This is a genomic window from Sulfuricurvum sp., assembly GCF_028710345.1.
Classification (GTDB): Bacteria; Campylobacterota; Campylobacteria; order Campylobacterales; family Sulfurimonadaceae; genus Sulfuricurvum.
The window spans coordinates 36,833-61,848 of record NZ_JAQTUH010000001.1 but is presented as its reverse complement, the minus strand read 5'-3'; the positions used below and the strand labels follow the sequence as shown (position 1 = coordinate 61,848).

Sequence of the window (25,016 nt, the reverse complement as noted above, 5' to 3'; positions counted from 1 at the left end):
ACGTACTTTACTTATGTGTTATTGTCGCTAATTTTTTTTCAATCTCACGATGTTGTTCGAGAGTGAGCACAAAACTCTCATCCATCATTTTGTCCAAATGGTTCATCTCTGTGAGGGTGATCCCCAATGGATCTTTTTTGACCACTTTAGAGACACCGTTAACAAGGGTCACATTATCAAGCTTTTTACCGCTATGCCGAATAAAATAGGTGAGGAAATACCCTCCCGTATGATCTTTTTCGATTCCGACGATAACACGCTTCGCTGATGAGTTTTCAAACACCAAATCGGGTGCCAAGGAGAGGAAATCTGCTACATTCAAATACCCGATATAAATTTTGGTATAGATGTCATGATAACGTTGGGTTGCTGGGCGTGAGAAAAACTCCCAATCCATTGGATTTTTAGCACGAAGTGAACGCGTCATCCATGAGAGGGTTGCATAGTATTTAAATGATGCAGTTTTGATCTCTTCGGCATGTGCTATTTTATCGCTCTCAACCGCAATCATAGGGGCTTTTGGAGCTTTGGCGCTAATTTTATCGAGCAGATGCTGTGCACTATAAGGTTTTGTAAACCAAACCGATGCATACGGTGGCAGATCAGAGGTTCCCGTCGCCCCCTCATTGAGCACCAAAACAGCCTTCACCGTATAACGGGGAAATAACACTTCCAACAATGCTTTCTTTTTTCGTAACCGTTTTTTCAGATTGCTCGCCGATTTTACCAACGTCATTTCGATAAAATAGAGCTCTTTGTCGGTAAAGAGCAATCCGTCAAACTCCCCGATCTCTTTGTGCCTTGCACGGTAAATAATTTGCCCTTTCCAACTCACCGATAACGCATCGCTTTGAGCATGGGTACGGCTTTTATGGGGGCCTTTAATAATAAAACTTTTGATTTCTGGCTCATTTGTCGCATAACGGAGCAGTTTTTCATAAATGTAGTTTTCATACACCTCCCCCTCAAACGAGCGAAAAGCACTAATATACCCCTCATCTTCCATAGTCATCCCTTTGGCTTGGAGTGAGAGGAGATGATTGACATTGTAATCGTAGTAGAGGAGATTATCCCCGAGATCTTCGTCTCCGTGAGGAATTACAGTAGAATTTATAGTTAACACATAGAGCCTTTTTATCGCTATCTAGGCACATAGTATATGCCCACTGTATTTTAGCGAAATTGTGTCAAAAAAACTCTATTTCTCCATCAGAACCTAAATCTACCTCTTTTTCCGTAATGATTGATTCAATTAACATGCACGAACTAAAAAATGAAGCATCTAAATAATGGATATCTTGCGCATCTTGATGTTCAAATACATGTTCAATCCATGATGTAATATCATTTTTAAATCCATCTAAAAGCGATACTACTTTTCCCCTTTTTTCACTGTCCGTTGTCAATAACGTCGCATTTGTTTTAATCAAATTCGCTAACGAAACTATCGCGTACGATAAGCCTGAAAATTCATAAAGGCTACTGATTACACTCACATACACTCCCAATATCACATCAGCAAAACGGATAAAATCTTCTTCTTTACCATCAGATTCTAACAACATCATGCACGAACTCCATTGCACTTCCGCCATTTTCAAATCATGAATTTCCAATAAATCATCATTATCAATACTATCAATATACTCTCGTGCAGTTATTTTATTCACAAGGCTATCGCGCAAAACCTGCTGTTCCATCATCTCCAATGTTCGTGATGCCCCACTTTCCTCAGGCAACGTGCACTTTTTTTGCTCCGTTTCTACACCATTTAGTGAGATTCGAAAAGCAACCATCTTATCATTAATGATACATTTATCTCCCAAAACGAGGATTAAGTGTTCACTTATTGCATCCAGCGGAATCTGTTTGGGAAGCGGTGCATAGATAAAGAGTTCATCAAAACTCTCTTCAATCGTAATATCGAGTATTACTCCATTTCTAATCTCTTGATTAAGTAACCCATAAAGCAATTCAATAATCATATCGATATTACTGCATGCTATCGCATGGGCACACTCAAATCGCACCAGTAACCACATCCCGAAATCCATAATCGCATCAACGTTATAAATCGTAAAAAGTATTTTAAAATTACGGAGTTCATCACTAAAAGGGTTGAGCGTTTGGGGATGAACCGTGATAACTTGCTCTATCCCCGAACGGGTTAGCGCACCGGCATAACTTTGAAGTTTGAGACGAAACAACTCTTTATCAATCGGTTTTCGGATATACGCTGCTACTCCGATGGAAGCCATCTTTTCTTCCATCTTTGGATCAATAACAGCCGTAACGGCCATTATAACCGTCTCCGGATAACGCTCTTTTATCAATTTTGAGGCTTGAAATCCATCCAAGCGAGGCATCATAATATCCATTAAAATTATATGCGGTTGTATCTTGTCACACAAATCAACCGCATCGAGACCATCAACTGCCTCATATATCTTAAACCCTTTAAGGCGACGGCAAATGGCTTTTAAGACCAACCGATTATCTTCCACATCATCGACGATTAACAAACGTATCTCTTCCATCTTAGACCTCCCCTACCAGTGGTATATTTAACACGAAACGACTCCCCTCGCCCAACACCGAGTGTACCTCTAAGTGCATATTCATCCTTTTTGCATATTCATTCACTATACCGAGCCCAAGCCCTGTCCCCTGATCATGAAATCCTACTTGCTCAAACGGTTCAAATATTTTCTCTATCTTTGAGGCGTGAATCCCTACTCCAGTGTCTATGATTGAAATACGGCATTGATTCTGATCCGATTCAAGATGGAGGGTTACATTGCCGTGATAGGTAAATTTCAGTGCATTCGAGATGAGATTGATTAATATTTGGCGTGTTTTTAAAAAATCACAATAGACTATTATAGGTTCATTACTACTTTCAAGATTGTACGCAACGGTCGGCTTTGTATTGAGCGTTTCGGTCAAAGCATAAATATCTTCCACCAATCTTGTGATATTGCACTCTTCCATATCGTAGCTCTCTTTTCCGGCACGTAGTTTTGCCATATCGAGCAGTGAATTAATCAGTTTTAAAAGGTGCTGCGAGTTATTGTGTGCCCTCTCTATGTACATTTGCACCAGATCTCTACTCTCTTCATCCAACGCTATCTCATCGAAACTCTCCAACGCACTATCGGTAAAGTTAATAATAGCATTCAAAGGGGTACGTAATTCATGCGACACTTGATTGAAAAATTTATTTTTAGATTCAAGCATTTTGACAGCTGTCTCTTTTGCCTCAAAAACATCGGTAATCTCATGAGAAAGGGAAAAAAACTCAACAATATGATCCTCTTCGTCGTGAATAGGGACAAACGAGATATCAAAATAGTGATGCCCCTCAAATTTATCGGTGATCTCCAGCGTACTTCGGTAAATTTTCCCTTTTTGAATCTGTTTCCACAACTCTTCGCATACTTTATCAGTCGTACTTGCCCCGCGAAATATCGAAAAATGTTTCCCTTCAAGTTCGCCGTTTCCATACAAAAGTGCTTCACATAATGCTCTGTTAGCGAAAGTAATAATCCCCTCCATATCGCATTTAAACACTAACGTCGCTGCATCCATTGCTTTATCGTATTGGCGTAAAAGGTGTTGTGTTTTTTCCCGATTTTTGGCATTTTTTATCATACCGTTTTCTAATGCCGCTTTACACTCCATTATCTCTGATTTATCGCTCATATTCAGGATATAACTATCCGGATGATCGCTTATCGGATGCAGTGCTATACTAAAAGTGGTAATTTTCCCCTCTTTCTTTATCCCGACATAATAGATACTTTTCTCCCCTTTTAAAACCGTCTCATACCAAGGAAGATTATCGTGCCCTTCAAAAATATATCCGGCCATCTCTATCGGTTCAAAAAGATTTGAGAGAAAAAATGAGGGGCTAAAAATATCTACTTTAAGAGCATTGCAGAGTTCTATCATTTTCTGATTAGGATCAATAATCCGTTTTCCATCGGTAATAGCAAACAAATCAGAGGTAGCATTAACGATGGTTTCATAACAAGAGCATTCTAAACTTTCCATACATTCCCCATTTACACCTAAAATCACTGTTATAGAGAGACTATCGAAAACGACCATTTCAACTCTTTACTCCATCAACTACTGATGTTAGTGGAAATTAAAAGTCACATCATGGTCATAATTTAGTTATATATTGGTCATGTCATGATAACACTTATAGCTTGATAATTATTTAAAATTGTTCTTGATACTCTTTTATCCTCCCCTTATAGTATGAAATGCTATACTTATACTATGCAACACTACACACCGACCGATGATCAGATACGTTCCCAGTTTGTCACCTCGCTGATGAACTATTTTAAAATCGATGAGGACGTATTTTTACGCTCCCACATCGATGAGCTTATCCGCCCCATTCCGATTGCCCGTTATAGCGAATTTTTGCGTCGTCTCTCCACACGCGATTTGGCGTTTAAAACAGGAATCGAAAAAATATCCCTTATCGCTCAAGAGATGTTTGAAGAGCAACGCTCCCCACTTGAGCACCAAGCACACGAACGCTCTCAAAAACTCTACCAACTGATGTACGACCTCAGACGTCATGTCAGTGAAGAGAAAAACAGCGAGCATAGTGCGTTAGAGCGTTTTGAAAATATCCGCTTTACCTCGATTAAACAAGCAGATTCCACCGAAGCGTTACTCGATTCTCTCGATATCGATGTGGTTCGAATCCTCACCAAACGGTGGATTTACGATTATGTTTCGAATGATCGCGGTCTTTTTGAACTGCGTTGTGCCCAAGAGTATCTCAAAGCACTCATCGAGCGTCAACGCCTCTCCACTCAGCCCACCATCTCCAATACGACCAAAAAAGTGCTCAAAAACAGATGATTACCATACCGATTTCCCTCATCGACCGCGAAGATTTGAGCCTATTGGAGCGGGCATTACTCCCTCTTATTATCCGACACACAATGGTGTGGGGAGATAAACCCAAACCGCTTATGGCCTCTTTTTTAGCCGAACAGCTCCGACACAGTAGCCGTGAAGTGGTCGAAGCACTCGATGGACTCGTTGCCAAACAACTCCTTAAAATCGTCCGTGAAAAAACAGCTAACGGGGTGATGATTACCTATACCCTCATGCCGATTCAGCCTAATACTCCGATATCGACCTCACTAGCTCCCTCAGAGTACACCGATAGTAACTACTATCTCAACCTCTCCAATGAGGCATTTGAAGATTTGCACGCCTATGCTCTCGAAGTGTGTGATCGCGAGGGGTTACGACGAGATTTGTTTGAGGATTTTAATCTCTATCAACGGAGCCAAAACCGCCGATCGTTTGACTGGGCGGCAGAGTTTGAGCGGTGGATTCGTCGTGAAATCTCCTCCAAAGCTCCCGCATTGCTCCAATCATCCGATGAGAATAAACCCTCACCGGAACAATTTGAGATGGCACAATATTTTATCCGCCGTCTCGCCTCTATCGATCCCCAGTTTGAAGAGCCGTTTGATGTGATGAGCTGGGCGCGCCAAATTCAGTATCTCGCGGAGAGTGGAGGGTATTCGCTGTTGGAGATTAAATCAGGGATTGATTGGCTCTTTAGTGCCAAAGGGGATTGGTTCCGTCCAAATGTCCCCGATGCGTACCATCTGCGCAAACATTTTAAACGCCTTATTGCCCATACCCGAAACTTCCGCGAGGGGGCAGTGAAACTCCCCGATGGAATCAATATCTTCGATATTATTGGACGGGAGTGATTGAGATTTCGACTCTCGCTTTTTCGCTCGGTTTATCCACCACTTCACAGTGAATCTGCTCACTGCTCAACCCTAAGGCGCTCAACTCTTTAACCATAACTTCAGCACGTGCTTGGGAGAATTTCTCAGCACTCGGATAGAGTGTGGCGAGCCGTTTAGGGGGAACATGGTCTTGTAAAATCGTAACCATCAATTTCGATGAGCTTCCGACACGAGATACAAGCGTTTTAAGCAACTGCTTACCCTGAATACTCACGTTAATATCCCCTATCTCAAAAAGCTCTAAATTGGAGTAGACAAGCGTAGAGGGAGTTATAGATTTTGGGGTTAACTCTTTGGCTTTTGATGAGGGAGCAGACCCTTTTGCCAGCTCAAGATAGATACATGCCCCTTTGACCTTCGGGGCAAATAACGTATAGGTATTATCGGTAATCTTCCACTCTTTATTGGTAAGCTCTTTAAGATTATTGTCCAACCCTTTGTACCCGATAACACTATAGCCATCAGGAATCACTACGGTTAAAATATTGCGTCCGGTTAGACACTCTCCGGCGCAATCTCCTCCGCTCATCAGTAATTTAACACTATGTCCATTATTCTCAACGATAAAATCCTCTTTTTTAATCTGTTTCATGTACGAATAACGATCGGTCTTATCAAAACTCAATTTGACCTTTTTGTCTTTAAGTGTTTCGAGTATATAGTTATCCGGTTGGGCGTAAAGTATCTGTTTCGGGGAAAATTTCTCATCAAACAAAAATCCGTATTTTTCAGCTTTATCCCCTTGGTGATAAAAATGGGCAACCGCCGATGAAAAAGTAGAGTTTGGATACAAAACCATTTCCGAAACATCGGCGTGTAAAACAGACCATCCTAAAAAATTACACACCACCATCATCAACACGCTTTTTCTCATTCATATTCCTTCCTGATAAAATTAGCTTTATAACAATTTTTCAAACTCTGCTGCCGGAACCGGCTCACTTTTAAAGTACCCCTGATACATCGTACACCCTCTCTCTTTGAGAAACTCAATCTGCTCAATCCGCTCAGTCCCCTCAGCAAGAACCTGAAATCCTAACGCCTGAGCCATTGCAATGATTGCCGTAACTATCGCCATATCATCTTTCTCAAACGGCAAATCATCGACAAAACTTTTATCGATTTTTAGCACATCTATCGGAAAACGTTTAAGATAGCTGAGGGATGAATACCCTGTACCAAAATCATCAATTGCAAGCCGTATCCCCCGAGCTCTAAGACTATGTAACATCGCGACCGTCTCTTCCTCGTGCTGCATCAAAGCACTCTCTGTGAGTTCCAGCTCAAGCCTATCAGCAGGATATCCTGATTGTTTGAGGGCATATTCTACCATCTCAATAATATTTTGATGTCGAACCTGATGGGCGGAGAGATTCACCGCTAACGTAAGCCGATGTCCCTGATCGAGCCAAATTTTCCCTTGACGGCACGTCTCATTAAGCACCCATTCGCCTATCTCTCCGATTAATCCCGTCTCTTCTGCAATAGGGATAAACTCCGCAGGTGATACTATTCCCCTTATTGGATCATTCCACCGAACAAGCGCTTCAGCACCAACGATATGTCCGGTTAAAATATGGACTTGCGGTTGATAATAAACTTCAAACTCGTTATTCGTCACCGCTCTGCGCAATCGCATCTCGCACTCTATTCGGCGACGCGCCGATTCAGTCAACTCATCAGTATAATACCGATAGGTACCTCGCCCTTCATCTTTTGCTTTATACAAAGCGGCATCTGCATGTTGCAACAGTACAGAGGATTCCCCCCCATGCTCAGGAAATAAAACAATCCCTACACTCGCTCCGATATGAACCGATGAACCGCTTGAAAGTTTATACTCTAACGCAAGCGCACTAATCATCTCTTGTGCCAACCGACCTGCATCCTCAAAACGATCCAAATTTTCGACCACTATCGCAAATTCATCCCCCCCTAAACGGGCGATTAAATCTCCTTCTCGCAAACGTGAGGCAAATCGTTCTGCCACTAATTTTAGCACCTCATCCCCTGCGCTGTGACCGTAGCTATCATTGATATCTTTAAAGCGATCCAAATCGAACATCATCAAAGCAATGATGCTCTTATGCCGTTTCGCCTGATTGATAGAGTTTTGCAAATGCGAAAGCAAACGGGCACGATTCGCCAATCCGGTGAGAGGATCAAAATTAGCCAGTATTTCGAGACGTTCTTCGTATTTCTTACGCTCTGTTATATCGTGATATACGGCTATCATATAAGGATGTTTATCCAGTTCAACCGCAACAACGTTTACCCAGACGTTATACAATCTACCATCTTTCCCGCGATGGATGGTTTCAAAACGATCTTTACCCTCGCGCATAATAACGTCTATCCGTCGTTGTGTCTCATCGGGCAACTCAATACTTTCATAGTCATCAATACAAAGCTCTCCAAATTCCTCTGCCGTATAGCCCAAATGTTCATGCGCCGCTTGATTAAACTCTACTGCCCGAAGCGTTTCTCGATCAATCAAAAGAATACTATCAGGGAGTGCCTCAAAAAGCTTTCGAAGCTTTGTCTCATTTTTCTCAATCTCTTTCTTTTCATTGCCTAATATGCGCTTTCGTTCATTGATGCGTGCAATAGCAGCACTTTTTTCATCAATCACCCGAATCAAATATTCGAAATAAGCCCCATGAACTGCATGAAGTACATCATGACGGGTAAGAATACCCGAAAGGCTCCCCAATGCATCAACCACTATCAGCTGATGAACCCCATGCTCTTCCATCATTGATGCTGCATGATGCAGTGCTATCTCTTTTTCTACAATCACAATATCACTGTGAAATAAATCTTCAACCAGCTCTTCAGAAACACAACTATCTTTAGCGCATCGATGGGCAATATCCCGTTCCGTAATCACCCCTATAGGATTAACGCCCCGAAGGACGATTGCGTAATCACACTTACGCTCATTCATCAGAACCGCCGCTTCAACAAGGGTCGTTTGCAGTTCTACAATCAGCGGTGATTCACTCATCGCTTCACCGACTGTTTTAAATTTGGTCAGATGCTCCAACCCGATATGACGGAGAAAATCCCCCTCGGTAATCACACCTGCAAAATACCCCTCTTTATCGACAACGATAAGATGACGAAAATGCTTCTCTTCCATCAGGGCGTATGCATCATGCATCTGCATCGTTAGAACCACACAAAATGGATTTTGTGTCATCACTTCGCCAAGTTCGGTAGAGGTCTCGATTGCCTCTGCTACTACTTTTAGTGCATCATGTTCGGTAAAAATACCTATAGGACGCTTTTCATCATCGGTAATAACTACTGAACTGATTGCATAATCTGTCATTAATTCAAGAGCTTTGACAATAGTATCACTCGAATTAAGGGTAATGACTTTATGCGATAAAATCGTCTCCAATGTAACCTGTTTCATTGATGTACCTCACACGCTATTGTGCGGTTACGCCCCGCATCTTTTGCCGAATAAAGGGCGTTATCGGCTCGCTCTATAGCACTTTGAATCGTATCTTCAGAATTCACCTCGGTTATCCCTATACTGCACGTTATCTGCCCAACCATATCAAAGTTCTCCGCTTCAAGATATAAACGGATCTTTTCTCCGACACTATATCCCTCTTCACATCCGCTATTGCGCAGCAAAAGGACGAATTCCTCTCCACCCCATCTTGCAAAAAGATCGGATTCACGTACTAATGAGCTTACTAATTCTGAAAACTGTTTTAAAACCAAATCACCCATATTGTGCCCGTGAGTATCATTCACTCGCTTAAAATGATCCAAATCCATCATCAATAACGAAAGTTTTGTCGATTGACGTTTGAGAATGGAAAGTTCTTTGGCAAAAAGCTCCGTAAACATATGGCGGTTATGAATTTGAGTCAGAGAATCTTTGGTCGCTAGCTGTGTCAAGTGGTGATTTTTTTGTTGCAAAATTTGGGTAATCTCTTCAAACTGTCTAAAATGATCTTGCATCAATTGTGACCATTTTAGATACGTACGGGAGATAAGATCCTGTTGTGTCACAATCCCCATCACCTTCCCCTCATCATCGGTGACGACAATCCGTTTAAAATGACTGCTTTTAAGATACTCTAGCCCTTCGCCGATAGAAGCCGTTGCACTCAACGTATCAACCGGTGTAGACATAACATCAGAAATAGGCAATTTAATAGCACTTTCATCACCGATAAATCGGAGGATATCTTTGGAGGTCAGTATCCCCAGAGGTAAAGAACCCTCTTGAATGATGACACAATCACTCAGAGAATCTTTCATATATTCCAGCACCTCTATCATCGGAGTGTACGGCGGAAAACTTTTGTAGCCGTATTTTTTATCAAATATGGTGGCAATTTGAAGAGTATCTAAAATAACCTGCGGGTCAACACTGGCAACAATATCGCTATTAGTCACCAAACCATAGAGACTACCGTCAACGTTACAGACACAAATATGTTCATCCATCTCATTGGTAAGGTTGAGAGCGCTGATAATATTGCTATCTTTATCAACCATGGGGAGAGGACGGAGTGAAATTTGAGAAAGAGGGGTTGAAAAAGTGGTCCCCTCTAGCTTGAGACGGATAATATCTTTCGTCGTGATAATATAGTGGAGCGTTTTATTCACAACGACAACACTACGATGATTATGGTGATGCATTTTATCGAGCGCATCTTGAATAGTATGGTGGATATCGACCGTTATAACATTGGTTGTTGCAATCAGCCCAAGTGTAGGAAAAAACATTAAATAAGCTCCTATTTGATCTTTTAATAATACTGCTACTCATCTTAAAAAGAAAATAGAATCTTAAAAACTTTTTTTTCTCCATTCTAAGCTATAATTTTTCACCTATTTTTGCAGGATATTGATGTTCAAACTACTACTCTCTCTCACCATCCTTAGTGGTTTTATCTATGCTAATCCTCAATGTTACGTACAAGGGTATCCCGACCTTGTCCAAAGTGCTGATGAAAACACACTGATTCTAAAAGATGGAACAAAATTTCCGTATCATACAAATGATTCAAAATCCTCATGGGATGAAAAAATAAACCATGCCGATCTCGCAACCCAACTCGAACAACACTATGATGCAGGTGGGCACGATACCCCGCCATCGTATCTTTTCGATCCAGGGCGTTTACGTTATCAGCCTTTTTTTCAAGCCCTCTATGGCAAGGATCAAAAAGCGATAGAGAAGAATCTTGTCCAAATCAAATGGCCGACACTCAAGGGGTCTATTAACCTCCCCGTGACCAAAGTAGCCGGTGCGGATAAAGCCCTTTACGCCATCGGTCAAGAGATTGCGCGTCTTCCTAAAAAAGATCGCATCTGGGCTGAGGGGGCAACTACTTACTGCTACCGCGTCATCAAAGACACCGACCGCCTCTCAATGCACAGTTATGGTATTGCTATCGATTTAGCCCCCAACACGACACAATATTGGAAAGACGAAGCCCCCTCTGAAACGGCTCTCATTGGCTATAAAAACACCATGCCTCTCTCTATAGTCCAAATTTTTGAAAAACACGGCTTTATCTGGGGAGGTCGATGGTATCACTACGATACAATGCACTTCGAATACCGCCCTGAGCTTCTCGCCCCATCGTGCCAAAGAATACAATAATTAATGATACTAACAAAAAGTATTTCTTACTTTATTTTATGGTATTATAAATTTATTTGAAATCATAAGGATTACGAGTGCATCTAAAAAAATTTCTTTCTACCCTCATCCTCGTTTCCATCTCTGCACAATTATACGCTTATGAATTAGGGCATGGTGCCACCCTAAACGATACCTTAACAGTAGGGGGATATTTCTCTAGTGGGTTCCAATCAAATGAGCAAAAAGACACATTAACTTTTGATGATGTAGCCGTTTTGGCATACGGTGATATTAATTCACGTTTTTCGTATTTGGGAGAGCTGGAAGCGGTAGGTTTTTACCAAAAAAACTTTACCGATGGAAGCGATGGTGGAACCCAAAAATTTCACATCGAACGACTTTATGGAGATGCATGGATCTCTGATGCCTTTAATATCCGTTTTGGAAAACAAATCACCCCCATCGGATATTGGAATCTTGAACCTATTAATGTTTTACGCGATACTACCTCTAACCCTCTCTACAGTATGCTTTTATTCCCAAAATTTTTAACCGGTATTGATATTAATGGCTATATCCCTCAATGCGATTCAACTCGATATCATCTTTTTGGACAATCTACCCACGATATGGATGAAGAGTATATCAATATCCCTAATACCCATTTTTATGGGTTATCACTGGAACATGAATTCCCTTCAAATATAAGTGTAGGGGGAAGTATAGGGGAATTTACACCCCTTAATTCAAAAGAAAAAACACGATTTATCCAAGCAAACTGGAAATACGACAGCCAACCATTACTGCTCACCGCAGAAGGGGTTATTGCAAAAAAAGAGTATTCTGATAGTCAAAATGATTACGTTAGAAGCGGATATCTCCAAAGCGTTTACCATTTTTCAAACGAACATGCCCTTATCGGACGATATGAGTATTATAACGATCAGCATCAAAACTATACTGACAATATCGGTATCCTCGGATACAGTTATCGGCCACTCTATCCCGTCTCCATCAAAGGGGAATACCAATGGCATTCTCAAGAAAACCTTGATTGTGTCCTACTCTCTTTTTCGGTACTTTTTTAATGAAAACGCTAGTTTTACTTTGCTGCTTTATCGGAATCTTTTCAGCATCTGAGTACGCTGTAATTACCTCGAAAAAGTCCCCTTTTTCTACTGCTACAGCACAACAAATACGAGATATTTTCCTGATGAAACGCCACTCATTGGGAGATCAAAAAGTAATCCCTATCAATCTCGTGGGGCAAGAGGATTCACGTATCTTATTTGAATCACAGATTATAAGAATGAATCGAGAGAGCTTAAATACCTATTGGATAAAACAACACTTCCAAGGGATATCCCCCCCCATCACCCAATCCTCTTCCGAATCGGTCAAACTGTTTGTCCAAAATGTTGAAGGGGCTATCGGGTATATCCCTGCTTCTATGGTTGACTCGGGAGTAAAGGTTATTTATGAGTTTTAAACTCAAAACTATCCTCCTCTTTTTGGCAATAAGCCTCATCCCCTACGCTCTGACAATGTTTATGCTGGGTAACTCTTTTCGACAAGAGCTCTATGAATCGGCAACACAGGAGATGAACACCCAGCTAGGGATGAGTGTAGAGAGGATCAATCAGCACCTCCATACCCTTCATAACGATATGGACTTTTTAGCCAAATCTGATATCATGAACGATATTTACACAAAAGATTTGGACAGACGGATCAGTAACTCCCTTCTCTCCAAAAAAACAGACCTCAAAATTACCGGAGATTTTTATCTCTCCGATACCAAAGGGGTAATTGTCGCTTCAAGCGATTTTACGATGATCGGTAAAGAGACTCCTCAAAACCCTTTTTTTAGTATCCCCGTTTTTTCCAATATCTCCTCTGACAAAGTGGGGACACTTTCCCTTATCTACCCTGTCACCAATTTTTCCAATTTCTTTTCCAACACCGCAGATCGACACTACTATCTCCTCTATTTGGATGGACAAACGGCACTAAGACCTTCTGTTTTTACCGATTCGATTGAAGTCTCTAAAACACTGGAATCGACTCCCAATATCACTATTGTTCTCGAAGAAGAGAAAGCATTAGCCTATAAATTGCTATACAAATACGAACTATGGTTTGTCCTCTTGTTGTTAGGGGGAGGAATTTTTATCTCTATCGCCGCTTATTACATCGCAACTTACTTAATCCAACCAATCATCACCCTCTCCAATACCGCCAAAAAAATCACCCATACCCAAGACTATACCCAACAAGTGACCCTCAATCGTCACGATGAAATAGGGGAACTCGCCTTCTCATTTAATACCATGATTAACGGTATGGATCACGCTCTCCATGAAATAACCGACCTTAATGAAGAGATTGAAGAGACCCAAAGAGAAGTTGTCTTTACGATGGGTTCTATCGGGGAGAGTCGTTCCAAAGAGACGGGAAATCATGTCAAAAGGGTAGCCGAATACTCGAAACTTCTCGCCCTCTATTATGGATTAGACTCAGGGGAGGCAGAAATGATTAAACAAGCTTCTCCGATGCACGATATCGGTAAAGTGGCTATCCCCGATGCCGTACTCAACAAACCGGGACGTTTTGATGAAGAGGAGCGACGGATCATGGACACCCATGCGGCACTTGGGTATGAGATGCTCAAACACTCCAATCGCACCCTGCTCCAAGCGGCCGCTATCGTCGCTTATGAACATCATGAGAAATGGGATGGAAGCGGTTATCCCAGAGGTTTATCGGGGGAAGCCATCCATATTTATGGACGTATTACCGCGCTAGCCGATGTCTTTGATGCCCTTGGAAGTGATCGCGTTTATAAAAAAGCGTGGGAAGATGAACGTATTTTTACACTCTTTAAAGAAGAAAGAGGTCGCCATTTCGATCCTCAACTCATCGATATCTTTTTCGACCATTTAGAGGAGTTTTTACTCATTCGTGAGACCTTTAGAGATCACTGCCTTTAATAAGCTATCTTTCCCTAATATTTACCGCTCCCAATTTACTATTTTAATAGTCTAAAAGAAAAATTAAATAAAATCACTAATCACTTAACACAAATGTAACACTAGAATGAAATAATAACACTCTGAAATAACCAAATTAGAAGAGAGAAGGAGGATTAACGTCGTAGTAAGCCATCAAAACGATCCGTCTGCTGTGAAAATTGCAGCTCTCAAGCAAACGGAAAAACGTATTGCATAGCAACGTCTTATTATAGCAAATTTTTGGCTATTTCTCCGACGTTGTCGTGCATATACACCTTTCAAATGCACTCTTTTAAAATCTTTTGTATTTATGCAAAAAGCTTTAGGGAGTTGTAAGGGACATCTGTTCCCTGCCATGCCAATGGGCTTCGCTCATGGGCATGATATAAAACATAAAGGATATATATGTTCGATTTCCCCATATTCGAAATGCCTACGATTGGGCTAAGAATGCTCATGGCAATCAATGCGATCATCCACGTATTCGTCTCTCATGGCGGTGCTGTCGGAGGGTCTGTGGTGCTTGCTCTCGCCGCTTGGTGGACCAACAAGAAAAATGATTTGGCGGGGTATGAAACCGTCTATCGTCTCCTCATGGTCTTTTTTATCATCACTACCTCTGTCGGTGCCCTCACTGGAATCGGGATGTGGATTCACGCTAATATCATCAGCCCAAATGCTATCGGCGGACTCATCCGCGTCTTCTTTTGGAAATGGTTTATCGAATGGATCGTATTTAACTTCGAAGTCGTATTGCTCCTCTTCTGGTTTATGACATGGAAACCTAAAGCCGAAACAGCAGAAGGACGTTCTAAATCGGTTAAATTCGGAATTTTTTACGCCGTCTCTTCATGGGTAACAATGCTGATTATTACCGCGATTTTGGGCTTTATGTTGACACCGAACTTCGATGGTCAGCCATGGATTGATCCGGAAGTATATCCGGGAGTCGTTAATTACAACAATGCCCTTTTTAATCCGACATGGATACCGGGACTTATGATGCGAACCTTTAGTTCCATCGCGTTTGCCGGAGCACTTGCTATTCTATGGACGTGGCTCATAACCAGCTTCAGTAAAGATGAAGAGATTCGTGCAACCAAAGAGCGGATGATCAAATTTTTCGCAACCATTATGATAGTCACGGTTCCGGTTGCTGCAGCATTTGGATATTACTATCTGCTCCAAATCCCTGAAGCGGCGCGTGCGATGATCCCAACCGCAATGATGACGAGAGCATTTGCCGATAAAATGGATTTGATGCACATGATTATCAGCGGTATCGGCGGAACGGTTGTTCTTACAACGATTATTGCCTACTTCTCACCAAAACGTATGCCATACATTGCCGCTACTCTTATGGTTGCGGCATTTATGCTCTTTTGGGGTTACGAAGAGCGTACCCGTGAGTTTATCCGTAAACCTTACCTCATCTATAACTACATGTATGCCAACGGTATCCGTGTTACCGACGTGCCATACCTAAACAAAGTAGGGATTCTCAAACACGCCGTCTTTGTCGATGAAGATAAAAAAGTGCTCAAAGAGGATAAATCAAACCTCATCGAAGTGGGTCACACGATTGCCCAAATCGAATGTCGTGCCTGCCATACTGAAAACGGTATCAACGGTCTCAAATTCCTAACCAAAGGGTGGAGTCAAGAGGCGATTCGTAACCGACTCAACAACCTACCGGGTGGTGGAACACCGTATATGCCTCCGTTTACCGGAACCGAAGCCGAGAAAGACGCGTTAGCGGCGTATCTCGCATCACTTAATAAAAGAGGAGAGATCAAATAATGAACTGGAAACTCCCTTTTGACATCCCCCTCGTCGTACCGACGATGGGACTACCGGGCTGGTTTTTTGACAGCCTCGGTGTTATCGTTTTTGTCGTGCACATCGCATTTATCTATACCCTAATCGGAGCTTCGACGGCGTCGGTTCTCTACAATATCTTTGGGGTATTCAAAAAGTCCAAAACAAACGATTTGTTGGCATACAAAATGACCAACCCTACCACCATTAGTGAAAATATGGGGGCATTGTGGGGGGTCGCTCCACTCTTGGTTATCTCGGTACTCTATACCGGATTTTTCTATACGGCGATTCTCAAAGTATCTCCGCATATTTTGCATATCATTTACGGGAATATCTTCGCGTTCTTACTCTCGTATGCGTACAAATTTAGCTGGCATGCATTGCATGAACACAAAGGGTTCCATATCTCTATCGGGCTCGTTGCAGTATTGACGTTCTATACGTTGCCTCCGGTGTTTATGTCGATGTCAAATCTCTATTTGCAACCGGAATTATTTGCAACGGTGAAAAATATTTGGGACATTATGTTGACTCCGTTGACGTTCTTCCGTCTCATCAACTTCTTCCTCACCGCATTTGCTTTCACAGGGATCGTCATGATCTATCTTGGAGTCAAATGGGTTAAAGCGGGCGGAGAAGATGCAGAAGTAGGTCGTTTGGCGATTGATCAAGGTAAAAAATGGTTTATGTGGGCAGCACCTGTCAATATTGCTGTTTTACCGTTGGTATTTTTCGCCTTCAGCCCACGTATCAGTGAAGCGTATATTCATACACCGTTTGTCTTCTTGCCATTTGCGGCATCAGCGGTATTGTTGATTTTGTTTTTCTTCCTCCTCAAACGCTTTAGCAATGAAGAGTTTAATGGATCGGATGCAACCAAAGCAATGGTATTGATGATTGTAGCAGTAACATTGATGGCGACAGCTCGTCACGGTATCCGCGTGGTAAGTTTCGAAGAACCGCTTCAACTTCAAGCCGAAGCGACTCAAGAATACATGACCAACGTCATCACCGAGTACAAAGCACACAAAGAGGAGATGAAAAATGCTCCGGCTGTCGTTCTCGATCCGGCGGTATCACTAGCAGATTCGAAAGGGTGTTTAGCATGTCACAGTGTTGATACTAAACTCGTAGGACCTGCTTATAAAGAGGTTGCTGCCAAAGGCGAAAGCGCCGATGTTCTCATCGCCTCAGTCAAAAATGGTAGCCAAGGTAAATGGGGTGAAACTCCAATGCCTACACAAACACTCACCGATGACGAGGCAAAAACTCTCGTTGAATGGGTGTTAAAACAAAAGTAATATTCCCGTCATCCCCGTAAAACGGGATGACACCATCAATCTTCTATTCGTTATAAGCTTGTCAAACCCTAAATCAACTACTTTTTGACAAGCTCAGAGCGAATGAATTTTGAAATATTTTCAAAAGAGAACCCAATATGCAAAAATCGACCTCCTTAAAGATTCACAACGTATTCGGTTCTCTTGTGAGAATATTGTTTTTTCCTATTCTCATGACGATTTCGGCATTTAGCACCCCTCTTTCACTCAAAAATACCCCCTATTTTCAACCAAGCGCATCTGTAAACATTGTCACCTTTTACACTTCATGGTGTCCACCCTGCAAAAAAACACTCTCCTTAATGGAAGAGATGACAAAAAAACACCCTAATCTTCATATCAGCACTATCAATGTGGAAAGCCCAATGGCCCTAAAAGATGCCAAAAAATTAGGGTTGGGTGAAACTATCCCCTATATTCTTATCGCCGATCATAGCGGTATGGTGGTCAAACGATTTCAGGCGATTCCTGACAAAACAATCCTCAATGCTCTGATTCAACGACTCGAAGAGGGGCGGCTGGAGAATGGCACTCTCCCACCCGAACAACGAATTGATTCGTGGAAACAAAATAGAAAGGGGATGTAATGAAATTTTTACACCAAAACAGAGCATTTTTAGCCCTCCTCATCCCTTTTATGGCAATTCCGTGGATAATCCTCGGAGATTTTCATCTCTTGCTCTTCAATTTTTCCCATAACCGCCTCGAAATGGGTGGATTTGGTATCGAGATGGGAACCTACTCCCTCATTGCACTGCTCCTCCTTTTAGGAATCGGAATCGCACTCATCAGCACACTGACCCTATCGCGATTTTATTGCGGAACATTGTGCCCCAACACCTTTTTTGCCCATTTACTTACTCTGTTTAGTAGAAAGAAAAAATCGATACTCTCGAAAATCGGAGGCTTTACCCTCCTCACCGCTTTAGCTTCCATGCTGGCATTTTCAGTAGTGGCGTATGGAATCAGCACCAATGAGCTTATCGATGCGATAGCTCATCTCACTTTTGCGGGGTGGTTGGTCATCCTCCTCTCATTGCTGATGATTGCCGAGGTGTATATGGTGCAGGGGTGGTATTGCGCCTATCTGTGTCCTTATGGTGCGATGTGTGCCATATTGCCGATAGAAGATCGCCTCACCTACCGTTTTGATGATCCGAGTAGTGAGTGTACCGAATGCGAAGGGTGTGTTAAAATTTGCCCCATCCCCTCTCTCGATATTCGTCAAGGTTTTGACATCCGATGTATCCAATGTGGACTCTGTGAAGTGGCATGCGAAAAAACATTTGCCAAAAATCCCAATATTACGACGCTGATTTCACATGATCAACGCTCAAGTTTGAGAGCAGGAGGGAGAGGAAAAGGGTTTATGATTGCACTAATAGCCATTACCCTCTTTATGTTTGCCGGAGTGATATTTTTGAGCAACTCCAATCGACTCGACTCTTGCCGACTGGAGAATCAACATTTACATACTAATAGCTTTAAAGGTAACCAATGAGCGAATTACACGCATCACCAAAACCGATGTCGCCATCAAATAAAAAATTGACGACATTAACACTAGTATTGTCTATATTGGTGCTGCACTCAATACTCTTAATGTGGATGAATAATTAGACTCTCACTTTTTTCTTTGCAATAGTCAATGCTTTTTCATGCATCCCTTGAAACATATCCAATAGAAACTTTTTCACGACTTTAGGAGCTTTTTCCGGTGAGCCTGAGTTAAAGGGTGGTGCGGGATCGTATTCTAAATACAGTTGTATCGCTTTCGCATAGGTTTGGTTCCGTAGACGTTCGGTTATGGTTAATGCCAAATCAATTCCAGCAGTTACCCCGCCCCCTGTTATACGGTTACGGTCTACAACAACACGCTCATCGCAAACAATAGCACCAAATTCACTTAACACATCCTTGAGCGACCAATACGAAGTTGCTCTATAACCATTCAATAACCCCGCTGATCCTAAAATCAACGATCCGGTACAAACGCTCGAAATGTAGCGTGCTGTTTTCCCTTTTGTAGCTAAAAAAGATAACACTTCCAAATCTTCCATCATCGTAAACGTCCCTGGGACACCGCCTGGGACGAACAACACATCCAAATGTTCAGGACAATTTTCAAACGTGGTCGTAGGGGTGATTTGGATATGAGACGATGTACTAGAAATAGGTTCTGAATTTTTCCATATCAAATGTATTTCGCGGTTCATCAAGGATTCAAAAACGCTCAGGGGACCGACAAAATCCAAAAGATACATTTCTGGATAAACGAGCATACCGATTATGAGATGTTCACCACCACTTAAATCGCTGTATTGCGCCATCGCATCTGCGTGTTGTTTCTCTTCACTCACGTGTGTTGATTGTTGCGATGCGCAAGACGAGGTTGCTCCGCCAAAAAGCGAAGCCATCCCCATCATGGCTACTATTTGTGTAAATTTTCGGCGTTCCATTCTAGCTAACTTTTTAGAACGTAAACATTGCGGTAGCCATAACCGTTCTTGGAGATGCCGGTGTCACTTGCCCGCCACCGAAATAAGCTGAGGGGATGTAATACTCTTTACCAAGTAGATTGTTAATGTTAATTCCATAACGCGCATGTGCCATTTTATAAGAGAGCTGCGCATCCCATACAGACGCTGATGGGGTAAATGCCGTATTGGTTGTATTTACAGGGAGTTCTGAGCGATACGTCATCCCCAACCCCATCCCTAATCCATCCAATGTACCACCCATCACATCGTAGCGGGTTGCTATTCGTGCCGATTTTTCAGGGACGTTAAAGAGTTGTTTTCCAACCCTAGATGTGGTTGTATCTTCGGTAATTTTTGCGGTTTGGGTTGTGAAAGCACCGATCCATTTCCACGACGGGTTCACTTCCCATAATACGTCCAAATCAACACCTTTAGACTGTTGTATTCCGGTTTGTATTGAATAACCAGGGTGTGCAGAATCGGCAACCGCTGCATTTTTACGTTTCAAATCAAACCATGCTAAAGTTGCACTAATCCCTGCAAATTTACTCAAACGCAAACCAATCTCTTTTTGCTCTGATTCTTCGGGTTTTGGAGGGGTGGTAAATTTAGAGCCCGTAGGGACTTTTATCCCTTCGCTGTATCCTGAAAAAATCGAAAACTCAGGGGTAAATTCATAGGTTGCCCCTACACGAGGAGTTGTTGATGTGTTGGTGGTATGGTTGCTCGTACCACCGAAAAGTGGATCTGTATTGGCATCATCAATGTTGATTCTTGAATGTCGTACGCTTCCCAAAAGATGCAAATTGCCAATATCCATTTGATCTTGTAAATAGACGACGCTCGAACGATAGGTATTTTGTTGAGTAGGTGTAGAGGGTGCTACGGGTTCCACCCAGTTAGGATACGTCGGATTCGTTAAATTAACCGGAGTAAATCCGTTCAACGGTGAAATCATATATCCCAGTGGATCCGATACGACCATAAAGGCATCATCTTTTGTTTTTTCATAATCAATCCCTCCCATCAAGGTATGCTCGATAGAACCTGTCATAAATTTTCCTGTTACACTTGGAGAAAGCGTAGTTGTTTTCCATTTATCCCACAAACGCACCCCAAAAAGATTTGCTGATATATCCGCAGAACCATAGGACATTCCGAAAAAGTCGGCTGAAGTGGTCGCATATACACCACGCTCATCCACTTCGATCTCATTGTATCCTGCCACCAAATTAAATTTCCAATCTTTTACAATTACTTGATCGACTTGTAAATTTGCTCCCTTGGAAGTTGTGGTTGTTGCGGGAAGTCCATTCGCAGTAATGTTGGTACTACGTGCTAAAGTATGAGTAGAAGTATCAAGCGTCCCTTTGATCGGCAATCCACTGTAATCAAGCGTTTCATCATCCAAATAACGTAATCTTAATACGACACTTGTTTGTCCGCTTGGTCTCCATGAAAAGGATGGGAAAAGTGCTTTTTTCTTAAAATATACATTATCTGTTTCGCTGTCGCTATCCGATATTTCCCCAACCAATCGAACTGCCAACTCATTATTAATCGGTTGATTAATATCAAATGATCCACCTTTCTCTCCGTAGCTACCAAATTTCATCCCTAGCTTTTGTGTTGCTACCGCTTCAGGCTCACTGGTTGTTATCGCAACCGTTCCCCCCAGCGTTCCATAAGTTCCTGCACCTTGTGAACTGCCAAACAAAGCACCCGATGGTCCTTTGACAACATCGATACGCTCGACATTAACCAAACTTTCCTGATTTGGAAAATACCCCGGCATCGCAATCCCATCGATAACGGTTGCAGAGTTAAACCCTCGGATTTTAAATCCGACGATATTGGAGTCACGTTTATCGACACTATTCACATTACTCACATTTCGTAAAGCATCCGATAGAGTTTTTGATCCCTGATCCTCAATCACCTCTTTTTTAACCGTAATAATCGATTGAGGTATCTCTACGATAGAAGTATCTGTTCGAGTCCCCACACTTGCTGACGTAGCGCTATAGCTTTTTTCCGTATCTGCCGTTATTTGAATTTTTTCGATTTGCACCGTATCTTGTGCATTAGCAATACATAAATATCCAGCCGCCAAACTGGATAATACAGTTCGTCGTATGATGAAAGAAGAAGTCATGTCTAGTCCTATAAGAATATATGCTAGACAATAAAACAGAAGTGTTACAATAGTGTTAAGAGAGCCTCTTTAGGCAACTCAACATGACGTAAAAATTACTAAAATTCACACTATTGCTTTGAGAATCAAAATTTATACACATTTGGAGTGAAATAAACATAAGTTAATATAATATAACTTATTACGTAAAAATTATAAATTTTTCCCTCTTCTTAACACTAATGTAACACTTCTTATCCATAATTATAAGATAAATCTTAAATTTCAAGGAAATATAATGGTAAATAATCGTCGAATTGCTCATAGCATTCTACTTTCATCTTTAATTGTTAGCTCCTGTTTTGGGGCTGAAAACACGACCGAACTCCAGTTGGACAAAATTTCGGTTGTTGCAAACACCGACAATACCAGCGAATCCGTAATCAAACCTGAGCTATCAAAACTGCGTGCGGCAACCAGCGATACAGCATCGCTTTTGCGTGACGTGCCGGGTGTAAATCTCTACGGTGCCGGTGGTGTATCTAGTTTACCTGCCATCCACGGACTCGCGGATGATCGTCTGCGGATTAAAGTGGACGGTATGGATCTGATTGCCTCATGTCCGAACCACATGAACCCTGCACTATCCTATGTCGATCCGACGAATGTAGAGTCAATGAAAGTGTATACCGGCGTATCTCCGGTAAGTGTCGGCGGTGATAGCATCGGCGGTAGTATCATCGCTGAAACACGTACACCGAAATTTGCTCTGCCGGGACAAGGTAACTTATTTGAAGGTGAAGTCGGTGCATTCTACCGTAGCAACGGCAATGCTTATGGTGCCAACTTGTCGGCTACCTACGCTACCGAATCGTTAAACATTAGTTATAACAGCGCAACCGCCAAATCTGATAATTACAAAGCAGGTGGCGATTACAAACACTTTACCCTCACTACTGCCATCAATCCGTCCAATACCCTCAACGCCGGAACACCTACACTGCGCCAAGTAGATTCAGACGAGGTGGGTTCGACAGCGTATGAGACGCGTAACCACACACTAGGGCTTGCATTCCAAAACAACAATCAGCTGTTCGAGGCTAAATTCGGCTATCAAGATTTACCGTACCAACTTTATCCGAATCAGCGTATGGATATGTTAGATAATGAGGAAAAACGGCTCAATCTACGTTACGCCGCCTCGTTCGGATGGGGTAATTTAGAAGCGCGTGCCTACCACGAAACCGTAGATCATTTCATGGATTTTGGAGAGGATAAACTCTACAACTACGGTGCTCTTGTAAACAATACCTATCCCGTCAACGGTATGCCGATGTACACCGAAGGAAAAACCAACGGTGTTTCTATCAAAACAGATATCGAACTTAACTCCAGAGATCTGTTACGTCTCGGTATGGAAGGGCAAACCTACCGATTGAACGACTGGTGGCCACCGGCACCTGATTGTGGCTATACAGGCTCAACCGCCAACTGTACCGGAGGGATGGCACCCGATACGTTTTGGAATATTCGTGACGGCAAACGTGATCGTTTAGCAGCATTCGGTGAGTGGGAAGCCACATGGAGTCCTCAGTGGAAATCATTGCTTGGTTTACGCTTCGAACAAGTAAAAAGCGATAGCGGTGATATCCAAGGCTACAATACCGGTATGATGTATGCCAACAGCTCCGTAGGGACACGACAAGCTTGGAATGATTTGGATCACAAACGAACCGATAACAATCTGGACATAACACTATTGACACAAAATGCCCTCAATGAACAAAGTTCAATCGAGTTCGGTCTTGCTCAAAAAACCCGTTCTCCAAACCTCTATGAGCGATATCCGTGGTCAACCAACGCCATGGCAATGGAGATGAACAACTTTGTCGGTGATGGTAACGGCTATGTCGGAAATCTTGATCTCAAACCTGAAATTGCTCACACCCTCAGTCTCACTGCAAATTGGCACAGTGTCGGAGGTAAATATCAGTTTATGATGACACCGTATTACTCTCATGTCCAAGATTATATTGATGCTCGCCGTACATACCCTGGTGCTCCGGCAGCCAATGCAACCGCCACCAACAGTTTCGTCAGATTACAATACGTCAATCAAGAAGCACGCCTTTACGGTATCGACCTTGCCGGTAAAATGTCACTCGGAAGCGATTTTAGTCTAAAAGGTGTAGTAAACTATACCAACGGTAAAAATCGTGAAACAGGGGATGATTTATACAATATCATGCCGCTCAATGCGAAACTAGCATTAACACATACATCAGGCAACTGGGATAATGCACTTGAAATGATTGGGGTTAAAGCAAAAGATAGCGTCTCAGACGTGCGCAATGAAATCAAAACGCCCGGTTATAGCCTCGTTAATATGCGTGGCAGTTACTCATGGCAGAAAGTGCGTGTTGATTTCGGTGTAGAAAATCTATTCGATACCCTTTACTACTTGCCACTTGGCGGTGCTTATACCGGAGAGGGTGCAACCATGTCTCTTAACAAAGAAGCTGGTACAATCAGTTATGCAACACCAAATGCAGGCTCATACGGTGCCTCAGGAAGCGCATCCATGTGGGGTACTGCTGTCCCAGGTATGGGTCGCACACTTTACACTAGTGTGAATTATAAATTCTAATCTTCTTCTCTACTCTTCGCGTCGGCTCTTACGCCGACGTTTTACTAAAAATAGATAATTACCATTTCCCCTCAAGCGATAAAAACCTTAAAATCTTGGTATTTAGTATAGATTTATTGATTTTGATAGTATAAGATTCAAAATATATCATAGAAAAATGGT

19 protein-coding genes are annotated in these 25,016 nt (G+C 42.2%); 11 read left to right on the top strand and 8 right to left on the bottom strand.

The genetic code is table 11. The features are described 5' to 3' along the window. Window positions 1–7: 7 nt before the first annotated feature. The 3 genes from PHC76_RS00280 to PHC76_RS00270 form a co-directional block, all read right to left on the bottom strand. Complete coding sequence (locus tag PHC76_RS00280) at window positions 8–1,123, bottom strand: hypothetical protein (RefSeq protein ID WP_299969245.1); 1,116 nt, start codon at window positions 1,121–1,123, stop codon at window positions 8–10. Between the two features lie 64 nt (window positions 1,124–1,187). Beyond that, window positions 1,188–2,537 (bottom strand): response regulator, encoded by a 1,350-nt coding sequence (locus PHC76_RS00275; protein ID WP_299969247.1) that lies wholly within the window; start codon window positions 2,535–2,537, stop codon window positions 1,188–1,190. A 1-nt stretch (window position 2,538) separates the two neighbouring features. After that, on the bottom strand, window positions 2,539–4,053 hold the full coding sequence (locus tag PHC76_RS00270) for a PAS domain-containing sensor histidine kinase (protein ID WP_299969249.1): 1,515 nt from the start codon (window positions 4,051–4,053) through the stop codon (window positions 2,539–2,541). Window positions 4,054–4,287: 234 nt separating this feature from the next. Here PHC76_RS00270 and PHC76_RS00265 point away from each other — a divergent pair, with 234 nt between their 5' ends. Both PHC76_RS00265 and PHC76_RS00260 read left to right on the top strand, forming a co-directional pair. Next, window positions 4,288–4,887 carry a hypothetical protein gene (locus tag PHC76_RS00265; protein ID WP_299969251.1) on the top strand — a complete coding sequence of 200 codons (600 nt, stop codon included), beginning with the start codon at window positions 4,288–4,290 and terminating at the stop codon, window positions 4,885–4,887. Continuing rightward, a complete protein-coding gene (locus tag PHC76_RS00260) occupies window positions 4,884–5,759 on the top strand; it encodes a hypothetical protein (protein WP_299969253.1) in 876 nt (291 codons plus the stop codon). Before PHC76_RS00265 ends, PHC76_RS00260 begins: the two co-directional genes overlap by 4 nt. Here PHC76_RS00260 and PHC76_RS00255 read toward each other — a convergent pair. From PHC76_RS00255 to PHC76_RS00245, 3 genes are read right to left on the bottom strand one after another with little or no spacing between them, the layout of a single operon-like run. Further along, complete coding sequence (locus PHC76_RS00255; protein WP_299969254.1) at window positions 5,743–6,675, bottom strand: hypothetical protein; 933 nt, start codon at window positions 6,673–6,675, stop codon at window positions 5,743–5,745. The genes PHC76_RS00260 and PHC76_RS00255 overlap by 17 nt on opposite strands. A gap of 27 nt (window positions 6,676–6,702) precedes the next feature. Beyond that, complete coding sequence (locus tag PHC76_RS00250; RefSeq protein WP_299969256.1) at window positions 6,703–9,222, bottom strand: EAL domain-containing protein; 2,520 nt, start codon at window positions 9,220–9,222, stop codon at window positions 6,703–6,705. After that, window positions 9,219–10,556 carry a diguanylate cyclase gene (locus PHC76_RS00245; RefSeq protein WP_299969258.1) on the bottom strand — a complete coding sequence of 446 codons (1,338 nt, stop codon included), beginning with the start codon at window positions 10,554–10,556 and terminating at the stop codon, window positions 9,219–9,221. The genes PHC76_RS00250 and PHC76_RS00245 overlap by 4 nt, the downstream gene beginning before the upstream one ends. Window positions 10,557–10,680: 124 nt before the next feature. On the opposite strand from PHC76_RS00245, the gene PHC76_RS00240 reads away from it, so the two are divergent. From PHC76_RS00240 to PHC76_RS00205, 8 genes are all read left to right on the top strand, one after another. Further along, on the top strand, window positions 10,681–11,439 hold the full coding sequence (locus PHC76_RS00240; protein WP_299969260.1) for a M15 family metallopeptidase: 759 nt from the start codon (window positions 10,681–10,683) through the stop codon (window positions 11,437–11,439). A gap of 77 nt (window positions 11,440–11,516) precedes the next feature. Next, entirely contained in the window at window positions 11,517–12,509 is a 993-nt protein-coding gene (locus PHC76_RS00235) for a hypothetical protein (protein ID WP_299969262.1), read from the top strand. Then, a complete protein-coding gene (locus tag PHC76_RS00230; protein WP_299969264.1) occupies window positions 12,509–12,910 on the top strand; it encodes a hypothetical protein in 402 nt (133 codons plus the stop codon). The genes PHC76_RS00235 and PHC76_RS00230 overlap by 1 nt, the downstream gene beginning before the upstream one ends. Then, window positions 12,900–14,411 (top strand): HD domain-containing phosphohydrolase, encoded by a 1,512-nt coding sequence (locus tag PHC76_RS00225; protein WP_299969266.1) that lies wholly within the window; start codon window positions 12,900–12,902, stop codon window positions 14,409–14,411. Before PHC76_RS00230 ends, PHC76_RS00225 begins: the two co-directional genes overlap by 11 nt. Before the next feature lie 426 nt (window positions 14,412–14,837). Next, window positions 14,838–16,232, top strand: a complete 1,395-nt coding sequence (locus PHC76_RS00220; protein WP_299969268.1) for a cytochrome c — start codon at window positions 14,838–14,840, stop codon at window positions 16,230–16,232. After that, window positions 16,232–17,554: a c-type cytochrome gene (locus tag PHC76_RS00215; RefSeq protein WP_299969270.1), complete on the top strand. Its 1,323-nt coding sequence runs from the start codon at window positions 16,232–16,234 to the stop codon at window positions 17,552–17,554. Before PHC76_RS00220 ends, PHC76_RS00215 begins: the two co-directional genes overlap by 1 nt. A 137-nt stretch (window positions 17,555–17,691) precedes the next feature. Then, window positions 17,692–18,180, top strand: a complete 489-nt coding sequence (locus PHC76_RS00210; RefSeq protein WP_299969272.1) for a thioredoxin family protein — start codon at window positions 17,692–17,694, stop codon at window positions 18,178–18,180. Next, window positions 18,180–19,094: a 4Fe-4S dicluster domain-containing protein gene (locus tag PHC76_RS00205; protein ID WP_299969274.1), complete on the top strand. Its 915-nt coding sequence runs from the start codon at window positions 18,180–18,182 to the stop codon at window positions 19,092–19,094. Before PHC76_RS00210 ends, PHC76_RS00205 begins: the two co-directional genes overlap by 1 nt. 115 nt (window positions 19,095–19,209) lie before the next feature. Here PHC76_RS00205 and PHC76_RS00200 read toward each other — a convergent pair whose 3' ends face one another. Together PHC76_RS00200 and PHC76_RS00195 are read right to left on the bottom strand one after the other, a co-directional pair. After that, window positions 19,210–20,052, bottom strand: a complete 843-nt coding sequence (locus PHC76_RS00200; protein ID WP_299969276.1) for a DJ-1/PfpI family protein — start codon at window positions 20,050–20,052, stop codon at window positions 19,210–19,212. A 13-nt stretch (window positions 20,053–20,065) separates the two neighbouring features. After that, window positions 20,066–22,228 (bottom strand): TonB-dependent receptor, encoded by a 2,163-nt coding sequence (locus PHC76_RS00195; protein WP_299969278.1) that lies wholly within the window; start codon window positions 22,226–22,228, stop codon window positions 20,066–20,068. A 277-nt stretch (window positions 22,229–22,505) separates the two neighbouring features. Here PHC76_RS00195 and PHC76_RS00190 point away from each other — a divergent pair, with 277 nt between their 5' ends. Further along, window positions 22,506–24,854, top strand: coding sequence for a TonB-dependent receptor (locus PHC76_RS00190; protein WP_299969280.1), 2,349 nt, complete (start codon window positions 22,506–22,508; stop codon window positions 24,852–24,854). Window positions 24,855–25,016: the final 162 nt, after the last annotated feature.